Origin of the sequence: Sorangium sp. So ce302, assembly GCF_051530145.1 — a bacterium.
Taxonomy (GTDB): domain Bacteria; phylum Myxococcota_A; class Polyangia; order Polyangiales; family Polyangiaceae; genus Sorangium; species Sorangium cellulosum_B.
Genome location: NZ_CP150326.1, coordinates 2386470 through 2401552, shown reverse-complemented (window position 1 = coordinate 2401552; position 15083 = coordinate 2386470). Strand labels below are relative to the sequence as shown.

Genomic DNA, 15083 nt, shown 5'->3' with positions numbered 1-15083 from the left:
GTGGCATCGATGTTATTCAGCGCCCATGAGGTCGATCGCGCTCGCCGCCGTGTGCGCCGGCATCCTGACGCTCGCGCCTGCATGTGACCGCGCCCCCCCGGTGCCCGAGACCTCCGATCCGACGGGCAAGGATCTGGTGATCGGCGCCGTGGTCGCAGCCGCCGAGCAGAGCGGAGGGATCCGCATCTACAAGATCGTCGAGGTGGAAGAGCTGCCCGCGCCGTTCGGGTCCGATCTGCACATGATCGCCTACGATCCGAAGGCGCAGAGCTTCGAGGAGGCCGCGGAGCTCCGTCGCAAGGGGAAGCTGACCGTCGCGAAGGACCACATGACGGTCCGGCTCGTGTATTTCCTGCCGCGCGACCACCGGGTGATCAGCAACGAGCCGGTCAGCGACGACGAGCGGGCCCCGTATCTCCGCTCGTTCCAGAGCCGGCAGCGCTGACCGGCATCCGCCGGCGGGCGGCGAGGCGCCCGCGCGTCAGCGCGCTGTGCGGAGCAGCTCGCCCAGCCGCTCGATCGCCTGGCTGTGCAGCCGGCTCGCCCAGCTCTTGCTGATCCCGAGATCCTGCGCGATCTGATCGAAGCGTTCGTCGTCGAAGTAGTGGCGCTCCACGAGGGTGCGCTCGCGCTCCGGGAGCTCGCGCACGGCGTGACGCACGGCCTGCGCGAGCTCGGCGCGAGAGGCGCGCTCCTCCGGGTCGTCCGCGGCGTCGGGGACGGCGGCGACGTCCCCGTGACTCGAGAGCAGGCCGAGCGCCATCGCGGCCGCATGCCCGGCGAGCAGATCGCCGAGCCGCGCGGCGTAGGCCTCCTGCGTGGCAGGCGCGTCGGCGTCGTCGTCCGCCCCGCGTCCCTCGGCGAAGCGCGCCGACGCAGCGAGCGCGCTGGCCCGCGCGGCCGCGGACCGCCAGCGCGTCTCCCTCCGGACGCCGTCGAAGATGGCCCACCGGAGCTTCCGCTTGGCGTAGGCCTCGAAGGTGGATCGGCTCGGATCGTGCGTCCGCACGATCTCGAGCAGCGCCGGGTGCCCCAGCGCGACGAGGTCCTCCACCGGGATCCGGCGGCCCAGACGGCGCGCGATGCGCTTCGCGACCAGCTGAAGCAGGTCGAGCCCCTCGGCGAGGAGCCGGTCTTCCGGAGTGCGCACCGCTATCCCGCCTTGGCGCGCCCCGCTGCGCCGAGCACCCCGAACGCCCGCTCGCCGCTCTCGTCGACCTCGCGCGGATGCGCGCGCCGCAGGAGGCGGCTCGCCTCCTCGTCGTGCAGCAAGACCTCCACGAGCTGCTCGCGCATCCACGCGATCTCGTGCGCGGGCAGGCGCCCCACGTAAGGCGCCACGGCGGCGTCGACCTGAGCGGCGATCCAGGGGTCATCGAGGAGCGAAGCGTCCATGGGAGACGCCCATTATATCTCCGCCGAGCGCGCCGTCATCCGCCGCTCGCCGCGTCGCCGAGGCGTCATTTGGACGGCGGGGGCGCGTTGAGGCAGGCCTCGAACGCCCTGACGGTCCGCGCGTCGAACGCGCACTTGAGCGACCTCGGATCCACGCTCTTGCCGACGTTCTGCTCGCACGACTGCGCGTACTGCTCCCCCAGCGTGGCCGCGACGGCGTCGATCTTCTTCTCGGTCTCGCCCCGCTGCTCCGCCGTGAGCTTGGCGCTGAGCGCCGCGACCTGCTCCGAGCGCGTGAGCACTGTGAGCCGCTTGCCCAGATCCACGCAGTCGCCATGCATGAGCGCGTAGTCGTCGGGCACCGAGTCGTCGCGACGCGGCGGCGCCGGCGCCGCGGCGCCCGGCTCCGCGTCTGCCTCCGGCGTCGCGGCGCCCTGGGCGGCATCGTTCGTGGGCTCGGCCGCCGGCGCCCGCTCCTCCGGCCGCGCTGGCTCGGGCTGCTCGATCGTGGGCGGCGAGGCCCCTCCGCACCCGAGCAGCAACGTCGACAACGGACCCATGATCAAGAAAAGAGCTCTCCCCATGCAGCGAGGGTTGATCGGCTCGCGCCGGGCGTCCATGGCGCGCCGGGCGCGCTCGGCGCTGCGCGGCGGATCGAGCGACGCCTCGGCTTGCCGCGCTTGTCGCGAGGGTACACGGGCCGCCTTGGCAGGCTCCGTGCAGGGCGCACCGTGACGACAGGTCGGCCTCGCCGGCCATGTCGCCTGTCCGTGCGGAGGCGGGAGCATGCGGTCGCTCTGGATTGTTCTCGTCCTGGTGCTCGGCTCGGCGTTGCTGCTTCAGGTGATGGCGGCGTCCGACGGCCGGATCCCCTACGCGCGCTTCCGCTCGCTCGCGGAGAGCGGAGAGCTCGCCGAGATCGAGATCCGGGACGACATGTACATCGGACGCGCGGTGCCCGGCCTGAGCGCGCGTGCGCCGCAGAGTTACCGCACGGGGCGCATCGAGCAGACCGAGAAGGATCTGCTCGCCGCTCTCGACCGGCGAGGGATCCCGTACACGCGCGTCGCGGACGAGCTGGGGCTGCCGCCGTACCTCTGGCTGCTGCTGCCGCTCGCCGGTCTGGCGGCGATGGGCCACCTCGTGTCGCGCCGTGCGACGACGGCAGGGACCATCTCGGGCGCCGCGACCGCCTTCGGCAAGCACAAGGCGCGGCTCTACGAGGAGCGGGGCGCGATCGCGACGTTCCGCGATGTCGCCGGCAACGCCGAGGCGAAGACGGAGCTCGGCGAGATCGTCGACTTCCTCAAAGCGCCCGAGCGCTACGAGAAGCTCGGCGGGCGGATGCCCAGAGGGGTGCTCCTCGTGGGGCCGCCCGGCACGGGCAAGACGTTGCTCGCTCGGGCGATCGCGGGAGAGGCGAGCGTACCCTTCTTCAGCGCAAGCGGGTCGGAGTTCGTGGAGATGTTCGTCGGCGTCGGCGCCGCGCGCGTGCGCGACCTCTTCTCCCAGGCGCGCGAGAAGGGGCCCTGCCTCGTGTTCATCGACGAGCTCGATGCGGTCGGCAAGGTGCGCGGCCTCGGCGGGTCCGTCGGCGGCCACGACGAGCGGGAGCAGACGCTCAACCAGCTCCTGACCGAGATGGATGGGTTCGACGCGCACACGGCCATGGTCGTGATCGCCGCGACGAACCGCGCCGAGATCCTCGATCCGGCGCTGCTCAGGCCAGGGCGGTTCGACCGCCGGGTGCACATCGATCGGCCCGACCTCGCCGAACGGAAGGAGATCCTCGCGGTGCACGCGAGGAAGGTGGCGCTCGATCCTGGCGCGGATCTCGACGCCGTGGCCGCGCAGACCGCGGGGCTCGTCGGCGCCGACCTCGCGAACATCGTCAACGAGGCGGCGCTGCTCGCGGCGCGGCGCGGCGCGGAGGCGGTGGGACAGAGCGATCTGGAGGCGGCGCTCGAGCGCGGGCTCGCCGGGCTCGAGCGCCGTGGCAGGCGGCTCGGAGCGCGCGAGAAGCTCGTCGTCGCCTACCACGAGGTGGGGCATGCGCTGACCGCCTCGCTGCTGCCGACGCAGGATCCGGTGCGCAAGGTGTCCATCGTGCCGCGGGGGCCGGGCGCGCTCGGGTACACGATCCAGCAGCCGCGCGAGGATCGTTACCTGTGGAGCCGGCAGGAGATCCTCGATCGGCTGGTCGTGCTGCTGGGCGGGCGCGTCGCCGAGGAGGAGGCCGTCGGAGACCTCTCGACCGGCGCGCAGGACGATCTGCTCAACGCGACCGAGCTCGCGCGTCGCATGGTCCGCGAGCTCGGGATGGGCCAGGGGGTCGGGCTCTCGGCGCTCGAGCCGCGCCGGCCGCTGTCGTTCCTCGGCGAAGCGCAGGGCGCGATGCCGTCCGGCGCAGGGCCGCGGGAGTGCAGCGACGCGACCGCGCGCGCGATCGACGCGGAGGTCGCGCGGATCCTCGCGGACGCGGAAGCGCGGGCGCGCGCTTTGATCCAGGGGCACCGGCCGACGCTCGAGCGCGTCGCCGCCCGGCTCTACGAGGTCGAGACCCTGAGCGGCGATGAGCTCAGGGAGATGGTGGCAAGAGGGGAAGCCTAGAGCAGCCGGTCAGTCGACGCTCCGCAGCGCGCGGGACAGATCGAAGCCCGCGGCGTCATGGTGATAGACGACGCGGAGCACGCGGCCGCGCAGCAGCTCCCGCGGCACCGCCCCCATCGCCCGGCTGTCGAGCGAGGCGGCGCGGTTGTCGCCCATCACGAAGAGGTGGTCCGGCGGGACGACGACCGGACCGAACGCGTCGAAGTCGGGCTCGCCGGCCGCGTGTGTGACCTCGCCGAGGTGCTCCACCCTCGTGCCGTCCCCGAGCTGCTCGAGGGCTTGCGCCGCACCGTCGACGTACAGCACGCCTTGCCGGAGCATCACCGTCTGGCCCGGGAGCGCGATCACCCGCTTGACGAGGAGGGTGGACCCGCCGCGCGGATCCGCGAAGAGCACCACGTCGCCGGCGCTCGGCCCGCTGCGCTCGAACAGGTAGTGTTCCGTGAGCGGGACGCGGAGCCCGTAGGCGACCTTGTCGACGAGGATGCGATCGCCCGGGGCGATCGTCGGCCACATCGAGCCGGTGGGCACGTGGTACTGGTCCGCGAGGGTCGAGCGACCCAGCGTGAGGATCGCGAGCGCCGCGAGGATCTTGAGGAGGCTCCGCCCAAACGGCGCGACCGTCTGGTAGGCGCGCCGCGCGAGCGCGCGATCGGATCGAAGCATGAAAAGTCCGGCCTTGTCGGGCTGGAGGCACACCGCCGCGGCCTCCACCGCCGGCCGGGGAACGCTGGGCTCGCTCATCTCTGGCGGGGCTAGCATCCGCGCTCGAGACAAGCCAGCTTCGCTGCATGCACGGCTGCACTTCATCGACTGCACCACTCTCCCAAGCTCTGGGCCGCCTCACACTCTGCGGATCAATGTCGCGTCATCCGGTAACGACAGGGGCCGCCATGCACCTCGCCGGCTACCGCGCGCTGGGACTCGATTTTACCTATATCCCTTTTGCGGTGACCGATGTTGAAGGCGCCACGCGCGGGATGCGGGCGCTCGGGATCCGCGGCCTCGGCGTGTCGATGCCTTACAAGCAGGCGGTAATTCCATTGCTCGACGAGCTCGATCCCGTCGCCGAGCGGATCGGCGCGGTCAACACCATCGTGAACAACGACGGGCGCCTCAGGGGCTACAATACCGACTGGATCGGCGCGGTGCGGGCGCTCGAGGAGGTGACGCAGCTCGGGGGCGCGCGGGTGCTGCTCCTCGGCGCCGGCGGCGCGGCGCGCGCGGTCGCGTTCGGGCTCGCGGAGCGCGGCGCCAGCGTCACGGTGGCGAACCGCGATCTCGAGAAGGCGCGGCAGCTCGCGGCGGCGGTCGGCGGGGCGGCCGTGCCGCTCGACGCAGCGGCGCTCTCGCCCGACCACGGCGTCCTCGTGAACGCCACGTCGCTCGGCATGGCCGAGGTCGATCCGCGAAGCCCTGTCCCGGAAGAGGTATTGCGGGACGGTCTCCTGGTGATGGATATCGTGTACAAACCGATGATCACGGAGCTCGTGGCGGCGGCGCGGCGGCGCGGAGCGATCGCCGTTCACGGCGGGAGGATGCTCCTCCACCAGGCTGCAGAGCAGTTCCGGCTGTACACCGGGCGGGAGCCGCCGCTCGATGCCATGGACGAAGCGCTGCGCGCTCAGCTCGGCTGACGCGCGGAGCCGCCGCTCGACGCCACGGACGAAGCGTCGCGCGCTGAGCTCGGCTGACGCGCGCGACGTCCCGCGCCAGGCTCGCGCTGTCCGGCCGGCCAGGGCGAGCGGCGATCGCCGCTCTGCGCCGCGCGCACGGCCTCCGGAGCAATGGCCAAGGACGGGCGCCACGCGTAGGCTTCCGGCGATGGTCTCGTTCGAGATACGCGCAGCCGTGACCGGCGACGAGGAACAGCTCCTCTATGTCGCGCGCCACCTGAACTCGGTCAACCTGCCGAACAACCGTGACGCAATCCACGAGATCGTCGCCGAGAGCCACAAGAGCTTCAACGGGGCGATCCAGGATCCCCGCCTCCGCCAATACGTCTTCGTGCTCGTCGACCTGACGAAGGGCGACAAGGGCATGATCGTCGGGACGTCGATGATCATCGCGCAGCTCGGCCGGCGCGGCATCCCCTACATCTTCTTCGACGTGCTCGACGAGGAGAAGTACTCGGCCACGATCGACAAGCACTTCCATCATACCGTGCTGCGCATCGGCTACTCGTACAACGGCCCCACGGAGATCGGCGGGCTCGTGCTCATGCCGGAGTACCGGCAAGGGCCCGAGCGGCTCGGCACGATGATCTCCTATGTTCGCTTCCTCTACATGGCCGCGCGATCCGCGCTGTTCCAGGACGAGATCCTCGCGGAGCTGATGCCCCCCCTCGAGCCGGACGGGACAAGCCACCTCTGGGAAGCGCTCGGGCGCAAGTTCACCGACATGAGCTATGCCGACGCGGATCTCCTCTCCAAGAAGAACAAGGAGTTCATCAAGGGGCTCTTCCCGGAGGGGACCATCTACGCCTCGCTGCTGCCCGAGGACGCGCAGCGCGTGATCGGGAAGGTCGGGGCGCAGACCCGGGGGGTGGAGAAGCTGCTCCGCCGCGTCGGCTTCCGCTATGCCCACAGGGTCGATCCGTTCGACGGAGGGCCGCACTTCACCGCCCGCATGGACGAAATCTCGCTCGTGCGCGATACGCGCCGGGCGAAGGCGGGCCGCCCGTTCACCCCGAGCCCGTCGGATCCGAAGGGCATCCTCGCGATAGAGCGCCCAGACGCCCCTTACTTTCGCGCGGTCGCCGCGAGCCTCCGCGATGAGGGAGAGCTCGGCATGGCGATCGCCGAGGACGCCTGGAAGCACCTCGAGCTCCAGCCTCGCTCGCCGATCTGGGTCCTGCCGATGCCGTGACAGGGCGCCTGCGCTCCACATCCAGCGCGCGCAAGAGCAACGGATCAGCCCGCCTGCGCGCCACGTCCACCAGCGGATCAGGTCGCCTTGCATCGCGACGATTCTGTTGCTACAGAATTAACAGAAGCTTTCACGAGCGGTTCGGAGGACCATGACCCTTGGATTGGACCTCGATTTCGGGCGCTTGCCCGCGCTGGAGCGGAGGGAACGCTGGCCCGGGACACCGAGGGAGGATGCCGGCGCGGAGAGGGCCCCCGAGGCAAACGGCGGCGCGGAGCCCAGGCTCTCTGGGCGGGAGATGCGTATCGCCGCCGCGCTCGCCGAGGCGGCGATGCCGCCCGGCCGCTTCCTCGACGGCGCGGGCGCCGCGACCGCCAGCCGACTCGCGGCCTGGCTCGGCTCGATCCCGCCGCACCTGGCGCAGGGGGTGCGCGCGGCGCTGTGGGCGATAGAGCTCGCTCCCCTTCCGTTCCGGCTCAGGCCGCTGTCGGCGCTGCCGCTCGAGGAGCGGATGGCGGTGCTCCGCGGCTTCGAGCAGAGCCGGGCGCGGACGCTGCGTTCGCTGCTCCGCGCCGCGCTCACGCCGCTCAGGTTCGTCCACTACGACCGGCCCGAGATGTTCAAGCACGTCGGCTGCCGCTACGAGCTGCCCACGGTGCGCGACGAGGCGCCGCGCTGGCTCGCGCAGGTGACCGACGGGCGCGAGGTCGAGGAGGACCTGGAGCTCGAGTGCGAGGTCCTCGTGATCGGCACCGGCGCCGGCGGAGCGGCCGCGGCTTACGAGCTCGCGTCGCGCGGACACGCGGTGCTCATGCTCGAGGAGGGCGACTTCCACCGCCGCTCGAGCTTCACCGGACGGCCCGCGCGCGCCTACCGGGAGATGTACCGCGACCACGGGCTCGACATGACGCTCGGCAACGTGAATATCCCGGTGTTCGCGGGGCGCGCCGTCGGAGGGAGCACAGTGATCAACTCCGGTACTTGCTACCGGGCTCCGGAGAGCACCTTCGCGTCGTGGCGAGACGGCATGGGGCTCCCTGCGGAGTTCTCGTCCGGCGGGCTCTCTCCCTATTACGAGCGCGTCGAGCGCATGCTCCAGGTCGCCCCCGCCGACCCGCTGCACCTCGGGGCGATCGGGCCGATCGTCCGGCGCGGGGCGGAGCGGCTCGGGCTGCGGCACGGGCCGCTCCAGCGCAACGCGCCGGACTGCGATGGGCAGGGGATCTGCTGCTTCGGCTGCCCAACGGGGGCCAAGCGCTCGACCGACGTGAGCTATGTGCCCGAGGCGCTGAAGCGGGGCGCGCAGCTCATCACGGCGGCGCGGGTCAGGACGATCGATGTCGTGGCGGGCCGCGCGCGGGGGGCGACTGCCGTGCTCGGGGGGGACACGAGGGCCGGAGGCCACGGCGGCCGCGCGGCGAGCGGCGCAGGGCGGGGGCCGCGGCTCGTGGTCAGGGCGGAGGCCGTCGTCGTGGCCGGCGGCGCGCTGATGACGCCGCTGCTCCTGCGCCGGAGCGGAGCGTGCCTGTCGAGCGGCGCGCTGGGAAAGAACCTCTCGATCCACCCGGCGTCGAAGGTGATGGCCCTCTTCGATGAGCGGATCGATCAGTGGCAAGGCATCCCGCAGGGCTACCAGATCGACCACTTCGCCGATGAAGGGCTGATGTTCGAGGGAGGCTCGCTCCCGTTCGACGTCGCCGCGCTGGCCGTGCCCTGGACGGGACATCGCTACACGGAGCTGATGGAGCGGTATCCGCACCTCGCGACGTTCGGGTTCATGATCAAGGACACGAGCCGCGGCGAGGTGAGGCCCGGGATCGGCGGCACGCCGCTCGTGCTCTACACGATGAACCGGGAGGACGTCGCCAAGATGCAGCGCGGGGTCGAGCTGCTCTGCGAGGTGTTCCTGGCCGCGGGGGCGCGGCGCGTCCTGCCGCTCGTCGCCGGCTGCGACGAGGTGAACGGCCCCGCGGACCTGGAGCGGCTCAAGGCGCGGCAGGTCAAGGCCGGGGACCTCGACGTGGCCGCGTTCCACCCGCTCGGGACGTGCCGTATCGGGGTGGATCCGCGGTCATCGTGCCTCGGGCCGGACCACCAGGCGCACGACGTCGCCGGGCTCTACGTGTGTGATGGAAGCGCGATCCCCTCGTCGCTCGGCGTGAACCCGCAGATGACCATCATGGCCATGTCGCTGCGCGCGGCCGAGCTCCTGAGCGAGCGGCTATCCGGCTGAGCCGTCGCGGTACCCGAGGGCCGCGGCGCGCTCGCTGCCGATGCGATCGCTCTCGATCGTCCCGTCGCGCATGGTCACCACGCGCGGCATCGACTCGGCGAAGCTGAGGTTGTGCGTCACCACCACGATCGTGGTGCCGTGCTTGCGGTTCATCTCGAAGAACAGCTGGTGGATCGAGTCGCTCGTCGCGGTGTCGAGGTTCCCGGTCGGCTCGTCGGCGAGGAGGAGCTTCGGCGACAGGACGAGCGCCCGCGCCAGGGCCACGCGCTGCTGCTCGCCGCCCGACAGCTCTCCCGGCCGGTGCGTCGCGCGCGCCGCGAGCCCGACCTCGGCGAGCAGCGACCGCGCGAGCGGCTCCATCTCGCGGCGCGTCTTCCCCTGGATGAGGCCCGGCATCATCACGTTCTCGACCGCGTTGAACTCGGGGAGCAGGTGGTGGAACTGGAAGACGAAGCCGATCGTCCGGTTCCGGATCGCCGCGAGCCGCGAGCCCGGGAGGCCGGTGAGCTCGTCGTTGCCGAGGCGGATACGGCCGCTCGTCGGGAGGTCCAGCGTGCCGATGCAGTGGAGGAACGTGCTCTTGCCGGCGCCCGAGGGGCCCACGAACGCCACGACCTCGCCCTGGTTGATGACGATGTCGATGCCGCAGAGCACGTGGAGCTCGCGGCCCATGTGAACGAACGTCTTGCGGAGGTCTTCGACGACGACGAGCGGAGTGGACATGGAGTGATTACTCGTAGCGGAGCCCGTCGACCGGAGAGAGCCTCGAGGCGGCGCGGGCCGGGTAGATGGTGGCGATGGTGCAGATGAGCATCGACGCGACCGCGACCATCGCGTAGTCGGAGAGGTTCACGTTCACGGGCAACCGGTCGATGTAATAGACGTCCGGATCGAGCCGGACACCGAACCAGTACAGGCCCGTGCAGACCGCGAGCGCGGTGCCGACACCGTAGATCGTGCCGATGGCGCCGATGATCACGCCCTCGAGCATGAACACGCGCATCACCGCGTTGTCCGAGGCGCCCAGCGCCTTCAGGACGGCGATCTCCTTGCCCTTCTCGGTCACCATGAGGAGCAGCGTGCAGACGATGCAGAAGCTCGCGACCGCGATGGCGATGGACAGGATGATGAACGTCGCGATCTTCTCCAGCTTGAGCGCGCTGAAGAGGTTTTTGTTCATCTCCATCCAGTCGCGGACGCGGAGCTGCGGCGGCGGCTTGCCTCCCTCCGGCGCCTCGTCGAGCGCGGCGCTCGCGGCGACGGCCGCCTCCACGGCCGGGCGGACCTCCTGCACCCGCTCGGGATCCGGGACCCGGATGTCGATGTGGGTGATCTTGTCGTCGAGGCTGAAGAACTTCTGCGCCTCTTCCATCAAGACGTACGCGTGCGTGACGTCGTACTCGTACATGCCGCTATAGAAAATCGCCGCGACGCGGAACTTGCGGGAGCGCGGCATCACGCCGGTGGGGCCGAGCTCGCCCATCGGCGACAGGAGGGTCACCTCGTCCCCGACGAGCACGTGGAGCGATTTCGCGAGCTCGCGGCCGATGATGACGCCCGGGTACACGCGCGTCTGCTGCTTCAGGTAGTCACGCACCGACGGGTCGACGTCCGTGGGCTGGCGGAAGTCCGGCCCCTTGAAGTACGGCTCCCCGCCCGGACCTCGACCGATGATCTCCTCGGGAGGCAGGCTCGTCAGCTTCTCGGGCTCGCGCAGGTAGTCGAAGCTGCCGACCTCGATGTTCTTGGCGAGGTCGATGACCTGCCCGATGGTGTCCGGATCGATGCCGCGGACGAGCGCGCCCGCGGTGTTCGAGGCGCTGGAGCCCATCGCCTCGCCGGCCGCGACCGGGGTCGCGGCGCCTCCGTAGGGCGCGAGCGCGACGCGCACCTGGGTGAGCTTGTCGTCCCAGTTGCCGAAGCCGCCAGGGCGGGAGGCGTCGACGACCATGTGCGCGTTGTTGCCGAGGATCTTGCGCTTCAGGTCGGCGCCGAAGCCGCCCATGATGCTCGTCACCGAGCACAGGGCGCACGAGCTGACCGCGACACCGGCCATCGACAGGACCGAGATGACCGTGAGAAAGCCGCTCTTCGAGGCGCGCACGTGGCGCGCGGCCACGTGGGGCACGAAGCTCCGGCGCTCGAGCGCGTCGAGGGCGATCGGCAGGAGCGCCGACAGCACGAAGAACAGGAAGACGACGCTCGAGACGAGCGCGGTGAAACGGATGATCTGATCCGTGGGATTGAACGACGCGCCCTTCCCGACGGGCATCCTGGCCGTGAGCGTCGCGGTGACGCCGAACGCCACGCCCACGAGCGCGCCCCACCACCAGCCGAGCGCGCGATAGAGCCCCTTGCGGACAGGGCGGCTCCCGGCGACCAGATAGCCCGCGCCCGCGCCGAACAGGATGCCTCCAAGGATCCACCTGAAGGTCGGCTGGATGGGCAGGACCGCGACCCAGAGGACGACGATCGCGAGCGCGGCGAGCAGGGACATCGCGCCGAGCACGCGGAGCCCCACGCGGGCCTTGGACCCCCACCTGCCGGAGAGCCACCGGGCGTTGTCCGCACCCGTCCTGGCCCGAAACAGCCGAAGGGCACCGGCCACGACCAGCGCGGCGACGAGCGGGGCGATCCTCTCCGTATTGCTCGCGAAGAAGGCGCCGATGAGCGCGAGGCCCTTCGCGCGCCCGCTGGACGCGACGAGCGTGAGCGCGAGCAGGCTGGCGCCCGTGAGAGCGACCACGACCCCGACGCGCACGACGCCGGGACGCCGCGGCTCCAGCTCGCCCTTCTTGTCGAAGCGGGTGTAGCCCCGCCAGGCGAGAAGAACGATGCCCAGAGCGACGGCGGCGAGGAGCGCGGCCTGCAACGACCTGGAGAGCTCGATCACGCGTCGGTCTCGGGACGGAGGAGCGGGAACAGGATGACGTCGCGGATGGAGGTCGCGCCGGTGAGGAGCATCGTCAGGCGATCGACACCCATGCCGAAGCCCGCCGTCGGCGGGAGGCCGTGCTCCAGGGCGCGGACGTAGTCGGCGTCGTAATCCATCGTCTCCTCCTCGCCCCGCGACTTCTTCTCGACCTGCGCGCGGAAGCGCGCGTCCTGGTCCTCGGGGTCGTTGAGCTCGCTGAAGGCGTTGCAGAGCTCGCGGCCGTCGATGAAGAGCTCGAAGCGGTCGACCAGCGAGGGATCGCTGTCCTTCTTGCGCGCGAGCGGGGAGACCTCGAAGGGATAGTCGATGATGAAGACAGGGACGCTCTTGTCGCCCGCCTCCGTGCGGTAGTCCCTCGTGAGGAACGGCTCGACCACGTACTCGTAGGCGCAGAAGATGAGCTCGCCAGGCGACTCGCACTTCTTCGCGCCCGCGCGGAAGTTCGTCCAGTCGATCTCGCGCCCGCTCGCCTTCGCCGCCTTCGCCCACTCCTTGATCGGGGCGTCGTCCGCGGCGACGCGCTGCGGGACGTCGGCCGGCAGGCCCGACTTCGACAGGGCGCGGGCGATCCCCTCGGCCATGGGGACGCGCTCGAAGCGCTCGAGCGAGTACGTGCGCTGCGCGGCCCAGGCCGCGTGCTCGGCCGGGAGCCGCTCGGCGAGGCGGGCGTCGACGTGGCGGAGCATCGCCTCGGTGGCGTCCATCAGCGTCTCGTACGTCGCGTACGCCTGGTAGTACTCGAGCATCGTGAACTCGGGGTTGTGCCGCGTCGACAGCCCCTCGTTCCGGTAGCAGCGCGCGATCTCGTAGACGCGCTCGAAGCCGCCGACGACGAGCCGCTTCAGGAAGAGCTCCGGCGCGATGCGCATGAAGAGCCCGAGGTCGAGCGCGTTGTGGTGGGTCTTGAACGGCTTCGCGGCCGCGCCGCCGACGAGCGTGTGCATCGTCGGGGTCTCGACCTCGAGGAAGCCGCGGGTGTCGAGGAACTCGCGCAGCGCGGCGACGATCGCGGTGCGGGCGCGGAAGACCCCCGCGACGTGCGGGTTGGCCACGAGATCGACGTACCGCATGCGGTAGCGCGACTCGACGTCCTTGAAGCTCGTCTTGGTCGGCAGCGGGCGGTAGGCCTTCGTGAGCAGCCGGAGACGCTCGGCGCGGATCGAGAGCTCGCCCTTCTGCGTCGCCATCGCGACGCCGCGGGCCTCGACGAAATCGCCGAGGTCGACGTCCTCCAGCCGCTCGAAATCGGCGAGGCTCCCCTGCTCGCAGTAGAGCTGGAGCTCGCCGGTTCGGTCGCGCAGCCGGACGAAGGTGACGCCGCCGAACGAGCGCACGAAGAGGACCCGGCCCGCGACGCGGAACGGGACCGGCTCGACGCGCGCCGGATCGTAGCGATCCGCCGCGGAGGAGGCGGATCGCTCGGGCGCCGCGCCCTCGGGCCTCGGCTCGGCCGCGGCCCGCGCCCCGTCGAAGCGGGCGCGGACGGCCGCGAGCTCGACGAGCGGCTCGCCCTCCGTGACGTCGTTGGCGAACGGGTTGTCGCCGCGGGCGCGGAGGCGGGCCGCCTTCGCCTTGCGGGTGGCGATCAGCGTCTCCTCGGCGCGCGCGGCCTCGGCGGCCTCCTTCACGAGCCGCTCGGTCTTCTTGTCATTCGGTCTGTCTTTTTGCTGGCTCACGGAGCGTCGTCCTCCGCGACGGAGCCGCCCTTCCTGAGCGAACCGCCGGCCGCGGCGAGCAAGTAGGCCTCGATGAAGCCCTCGAGATCGCCGTCGAGGACGGCGTCCACGTCGGTGGCCTCGGTGGAGGTGCGCACGTCCTTGACGAGCCGGTAGGGCGCGAGGACGTAGTTCCTGATCTGGCTGCCGAAGTTGATAGCGCTCTTCGCGGCGTTGTAGGCCTGGACCTCGGCATCCCGCTTCTGGAGCTCCATCTCGTACAGCTTCGCCTTGAGGACCTTCATCGCCATCGCGCGGTTCTGGTGCTGGCTGCGCTCGGCGCGGCACACGATGTTGAGGCCGGTCGGGAGGTGCCGCAGGCGAACGGCGGTCTCGACCTTGTTCACGTTCTGCCCGCCCTTGCCGCCGGCGCGCATCGTCGTGATCTCGATGTCCTTCTCGTTGACCTGGATGTTGATCTCGTCGTCGCTGTCCGGGGTGACCTCGACGGCGGCGAACGCGGTCTGGCGCGTGTGATCGGCGTTGAACGGGCTCATCCGCACGAGGCGGTGGACCCCGGCCTCGGAGCGCAGATAGCCGTAGGCGGCGTCGCCGCTCACCGTGAGGGTGACGGCGTCGATGCCGGCCTCGTCGCCGTCCTGGTAGTCGATGATCTCCGTCTTGTACCCGCGGCGCTCGCAGAAGCGCAGGTACATGCGGAGGAGCATGGACGCCCAGTCCTTCGCGTCGGTGCCGCCGGCGCCCGGGTGGATGCTGACGATGGCGTTGCCGCGGTCGGCGGGGCCGGACAGCATGCGATCGAGCTCGACCTTGCGCAGGCGCCCGGCGATGGCGTCGGCCTGCGCGTCGGCGTCGGCGATGACGCCCTCGTCGCCCTCGGCAGCGCCGAGCTCGAGGTACTCCGCGAGATCCTCGATCTCGCGGCCGAGCCGCTGCGCCACCTCGAGCTTCGACTCGACCTGGGCGCGCTTGCGGAGGACGGCTTGGGCCTTTTCCTGATCGTTCCAGAACCCCGACGACAGCGTCGTCTGGGTCAGATCCTGGAGCATCCGTTCGAGCTTGGGGACGTCAAAGATGCCCCCTTAGCGCCTCAAAGCGCCGTTTGATGTCGAGGACTTTCTCGCGGGTCTCGGAGAGCATGGCCGGGGATCTATTCGATCTGGGCGGCGATCGCCAGGAGAGACGCCAGGCGAGACCGCCGCGCGCGGGCGGACCGAGGCGGCTCCACGCCGGCCCCAGGTCGGCTCCGCGTCGGGCGCGCCGGCGACGCGCTCGTCAACGCGGCGCGCAGGCGGGAGAGGTGCGGCGGATGACCCGGCGCCGCGGATTCCTTGGCCGTGGACCGCGTCACGACCGCCGGGCGCCC

The 15083-nt window shown here is 70.9% G+C and carries 13 protein-coding genes; 5 read left to right on the top strand and 8 right to left on the bottom strand.

All coding sequences use genetic code 11. The annotated features are described in order from the left end of the window. The first annotated feature begins 25 nt into the window (after nt 1-25). The gene (locus WME73_RS09300) at nt 26-445 is read left to right on the top strand and encodes a hypothetical protein (RefSeq protein ID WP_437745119.1); all 420 of its coding nucleotides are present in this window, start codon (nt 26-28) and stop codon (nt 443-445) included. Between the two features lie 36 nt (nt 446-481). Here the strand turns inward: WME73_RS09300 and WME73_RS09295 are convergent, their stop codons facing one another. The 3 genes from WME73_RS09295 to WME73_RS09285 form a co-directional block, all read right to left on the bottom strand. Beyond that, nucleotides 482-1150, bottom strand: coding sequence for a sigma-70 family RNA polymerase sigma factor (locus WME73_RS09295; RefSeq protein WP_437869933.1), 669 nt, complete (start codon nt 1148-1150; stop codon nt 482-484). Between the two features lie 2 nt (nt 1151-1152). Further along, nucleotides 1153-1395 (bottom strand): hypothetical protein, encoded by a 243-nt coding sequence (locus WME73_RS09290; protein ID WP_012234278.1) that lies wholly within the window; start codon nt 1393-1395, stop codon nt 1153-1155. Between the two features lie 65 nt (nt 1396-1460). After that, the gene (locus WME73_RS09285) at nt 1461-1955 is read right to left on the bottom strand and encodes a hypothetical protein (protein WP_437745117.1); all 495 of its coding nucleotides are present in this window, start codon (nt 1953-1955) and stop codon (nt 1461-1463) included. A gap of 226 nt (nt 1956-2181) precedes the next feature. Here WME73_RS09285 and ftsH point away from each other — a divergent pair, with 226 nt between their 5' ends. Then, a complete protein-coding gene (gene ftsH / locus WME73_RS09280; protein WP_437915458.1) occupies nt 2182-4005 on the top strand; it encodes an ATP-dependent zinc metalloprotease FtsH in 1824 nt (607 codons plus the stop codon). 9 nt (nt 4006-4014) lie between these two features. On the opposite strand, the gene lepB is transcribed toward ftsH, so the two are convergent. After that, a complete protein-coding gene (lepB, locus tag WME73_RS09275; protein WP_437745115.1) occupies nt 4015-4749 on the bottom strand; it encodes a signal peptidase I in 735 nt (244 codons plus the stop codon). A gap of 149 nt (nt 4750-4898) precedes the next feature. Between lepB and WME73_RS09270 the strand changes: the two genes are divergently transcribed. From WME73_RS09270 to WME73_RS09260, 3 genes are all read left to right on the top strand, one after another. Further along, complete coding sequence (locus WME73_RS09270; protein WP_437745114.1) at nt 4899-5642, top strand: shikimate dehydrogenase; 744 nt, start codon at nt 4899-4901, stop codon at nt 5640-5642. 187 nt (nt 5643-5829) lie between these two features. Then, nucleotides 5830-6873 carry an arginine N-succinyltransferase gene (locus WME73_RS09265; RefSeq protein ID WP_437745113.1) on the top strand — a complete coding sequence of 348 codons (1044 nt, stop codon included), beginning with the start codon at nt 5830-5832 and terminating at the stop codon, nt 6871-6873. Nucleotides 6874-7024: 151 nt separating this feature from the next. Further along, on the top strand, nt 7025-9106 hold the full coding sequence (locus WME73_RS09260; RefSeq protein WP_437745112.1) for an FAD-dependent oxidoreductase: 2082 nt from the start codon (nt 7025-7027) through the stop codon (nt 9104-9106). Here the strand turns inward: WME73_RS09260 and WME73_RS09255 are convergent. The 4 genes from WME73_RS09255 to prfB all read right to left on the bottom strand — a co-directional run bounded on the left by WME73_RS09255 (nt 9095) and on the right by prfB (nt 14857). Then, nucleotides 9095-9829, bottom strand: a complete 735-nt coding sequence (locus tag WME73_RS09255) for an ABC transporter ATP-binding protein (protein WP_272101325.1) — start codon at nt 9827-9829, stop codon at nt 9095-9097. The genes WME73_RS09260 and WME73_RS09255 overlap by 12 nt on opposite strands. A 7-nt stretch (nt 9830-9836) precedes the next feature. Next, a complete protein-coding gene (locus tag WME73_RS09250) occupies nt 9837-11999 on the bottom strand; it encodes an FtsX-like permease family protein (RefSeq protein WP_437915457.1) in 2163 nt (720 codons plus the stop codon). Next, nucleotides 11996-13717, bottom strand: coding sequence for a lysine--tRNA ligase (lysS, locus tag WME73_RS09245; protein WP_437745110.1), 1722 nt, complete (start codon nt 13715-13717; stop codon nt 11996-11998). Before lysS ends, WME73_RS09250 begins: the two co-directional genes overlap by 4 nt. Next, nucleotides 13714-14857 (bottom strand): peptide chain release factor 2 gene (gene prfB, locus WME73_RS09240; RefSeq protein WP_437534213.1). Its coding sequence is split into 2 segments (ribosomal slippage): nt 13714-14787 and nt 14789-14857, totalling 1143 coding nucleotides; the frame shifts between segments, so codons are not numbered across the junction. The genes lysS and prfB overlap by 4 nt, the downstream gene beginning before the upstream one ends. Nucleotides 14858-15083 lie beyond the last annotated feature (226 nt).

Coding starts and splice junctions, on each gene's coding strand:
- WME73_RS09300 (WP_437745119.1), top strand. CDS start 26: ATGAGGTCGATCGCGCTCGCCGCCGTGTGCGCCGGCATCCTGACGCTC.
- WME73_RS09290 (WP_012234278.1), bottom strand. CDS start 1,395: ATGGACGCTTCGCTCCTCGATGACCCCTGGATCGCCGCTCAGGTCGAC.
- WME73_RS09285 (WP_437745117.1), bottom strand. CDS start 1,955: ATGGGTCCGTTGTCGACGTTGCTGCTCGGGTGCGGAGGGGCCTCGCCG.
- ftsH (WP_437915458.1), top strand. CDS start 2,182: ATGCGGTCGCTCTGGATTGTTCTCGTCCTGGTGCTCGGCTCGGCGTTG.
- lepB (WP_437745115.1), bottom strand. CDS start 4,749: ATGAGCGAGCCCAGCGTTCCCCGGCCGGCGGTGGAGGCCGCGGCGGTG.
- WME73_RS09270 (WP_437745114.1), top strand. CDS start 4,899: ATGCACCTCGCCGGCTACCGCGCGCTGGGACTCGATTTTACCTATATC.
- WME73_RS09265 (WP_437745113.1), top strand. CDS start 5,830: ATGGTCTCGTTCGAGATACGCGCAGCCGTGACCGGCGACGAGGAACAG.
- WME73_RS09260 (WP_437745112.1), top strand. CDS start 7,025: ATGACCCTTGGATTGGACCTCGATTTCGGGCGCTTGCCCGCGCTGGAG.
- WME73_RS09255 (WP_272101325.1), bottom strand. CDS start 9,829: ATGTCCACTCCGCTCGTCGTCGTCGAAGACCTCCGCAAGACGTTCGTT.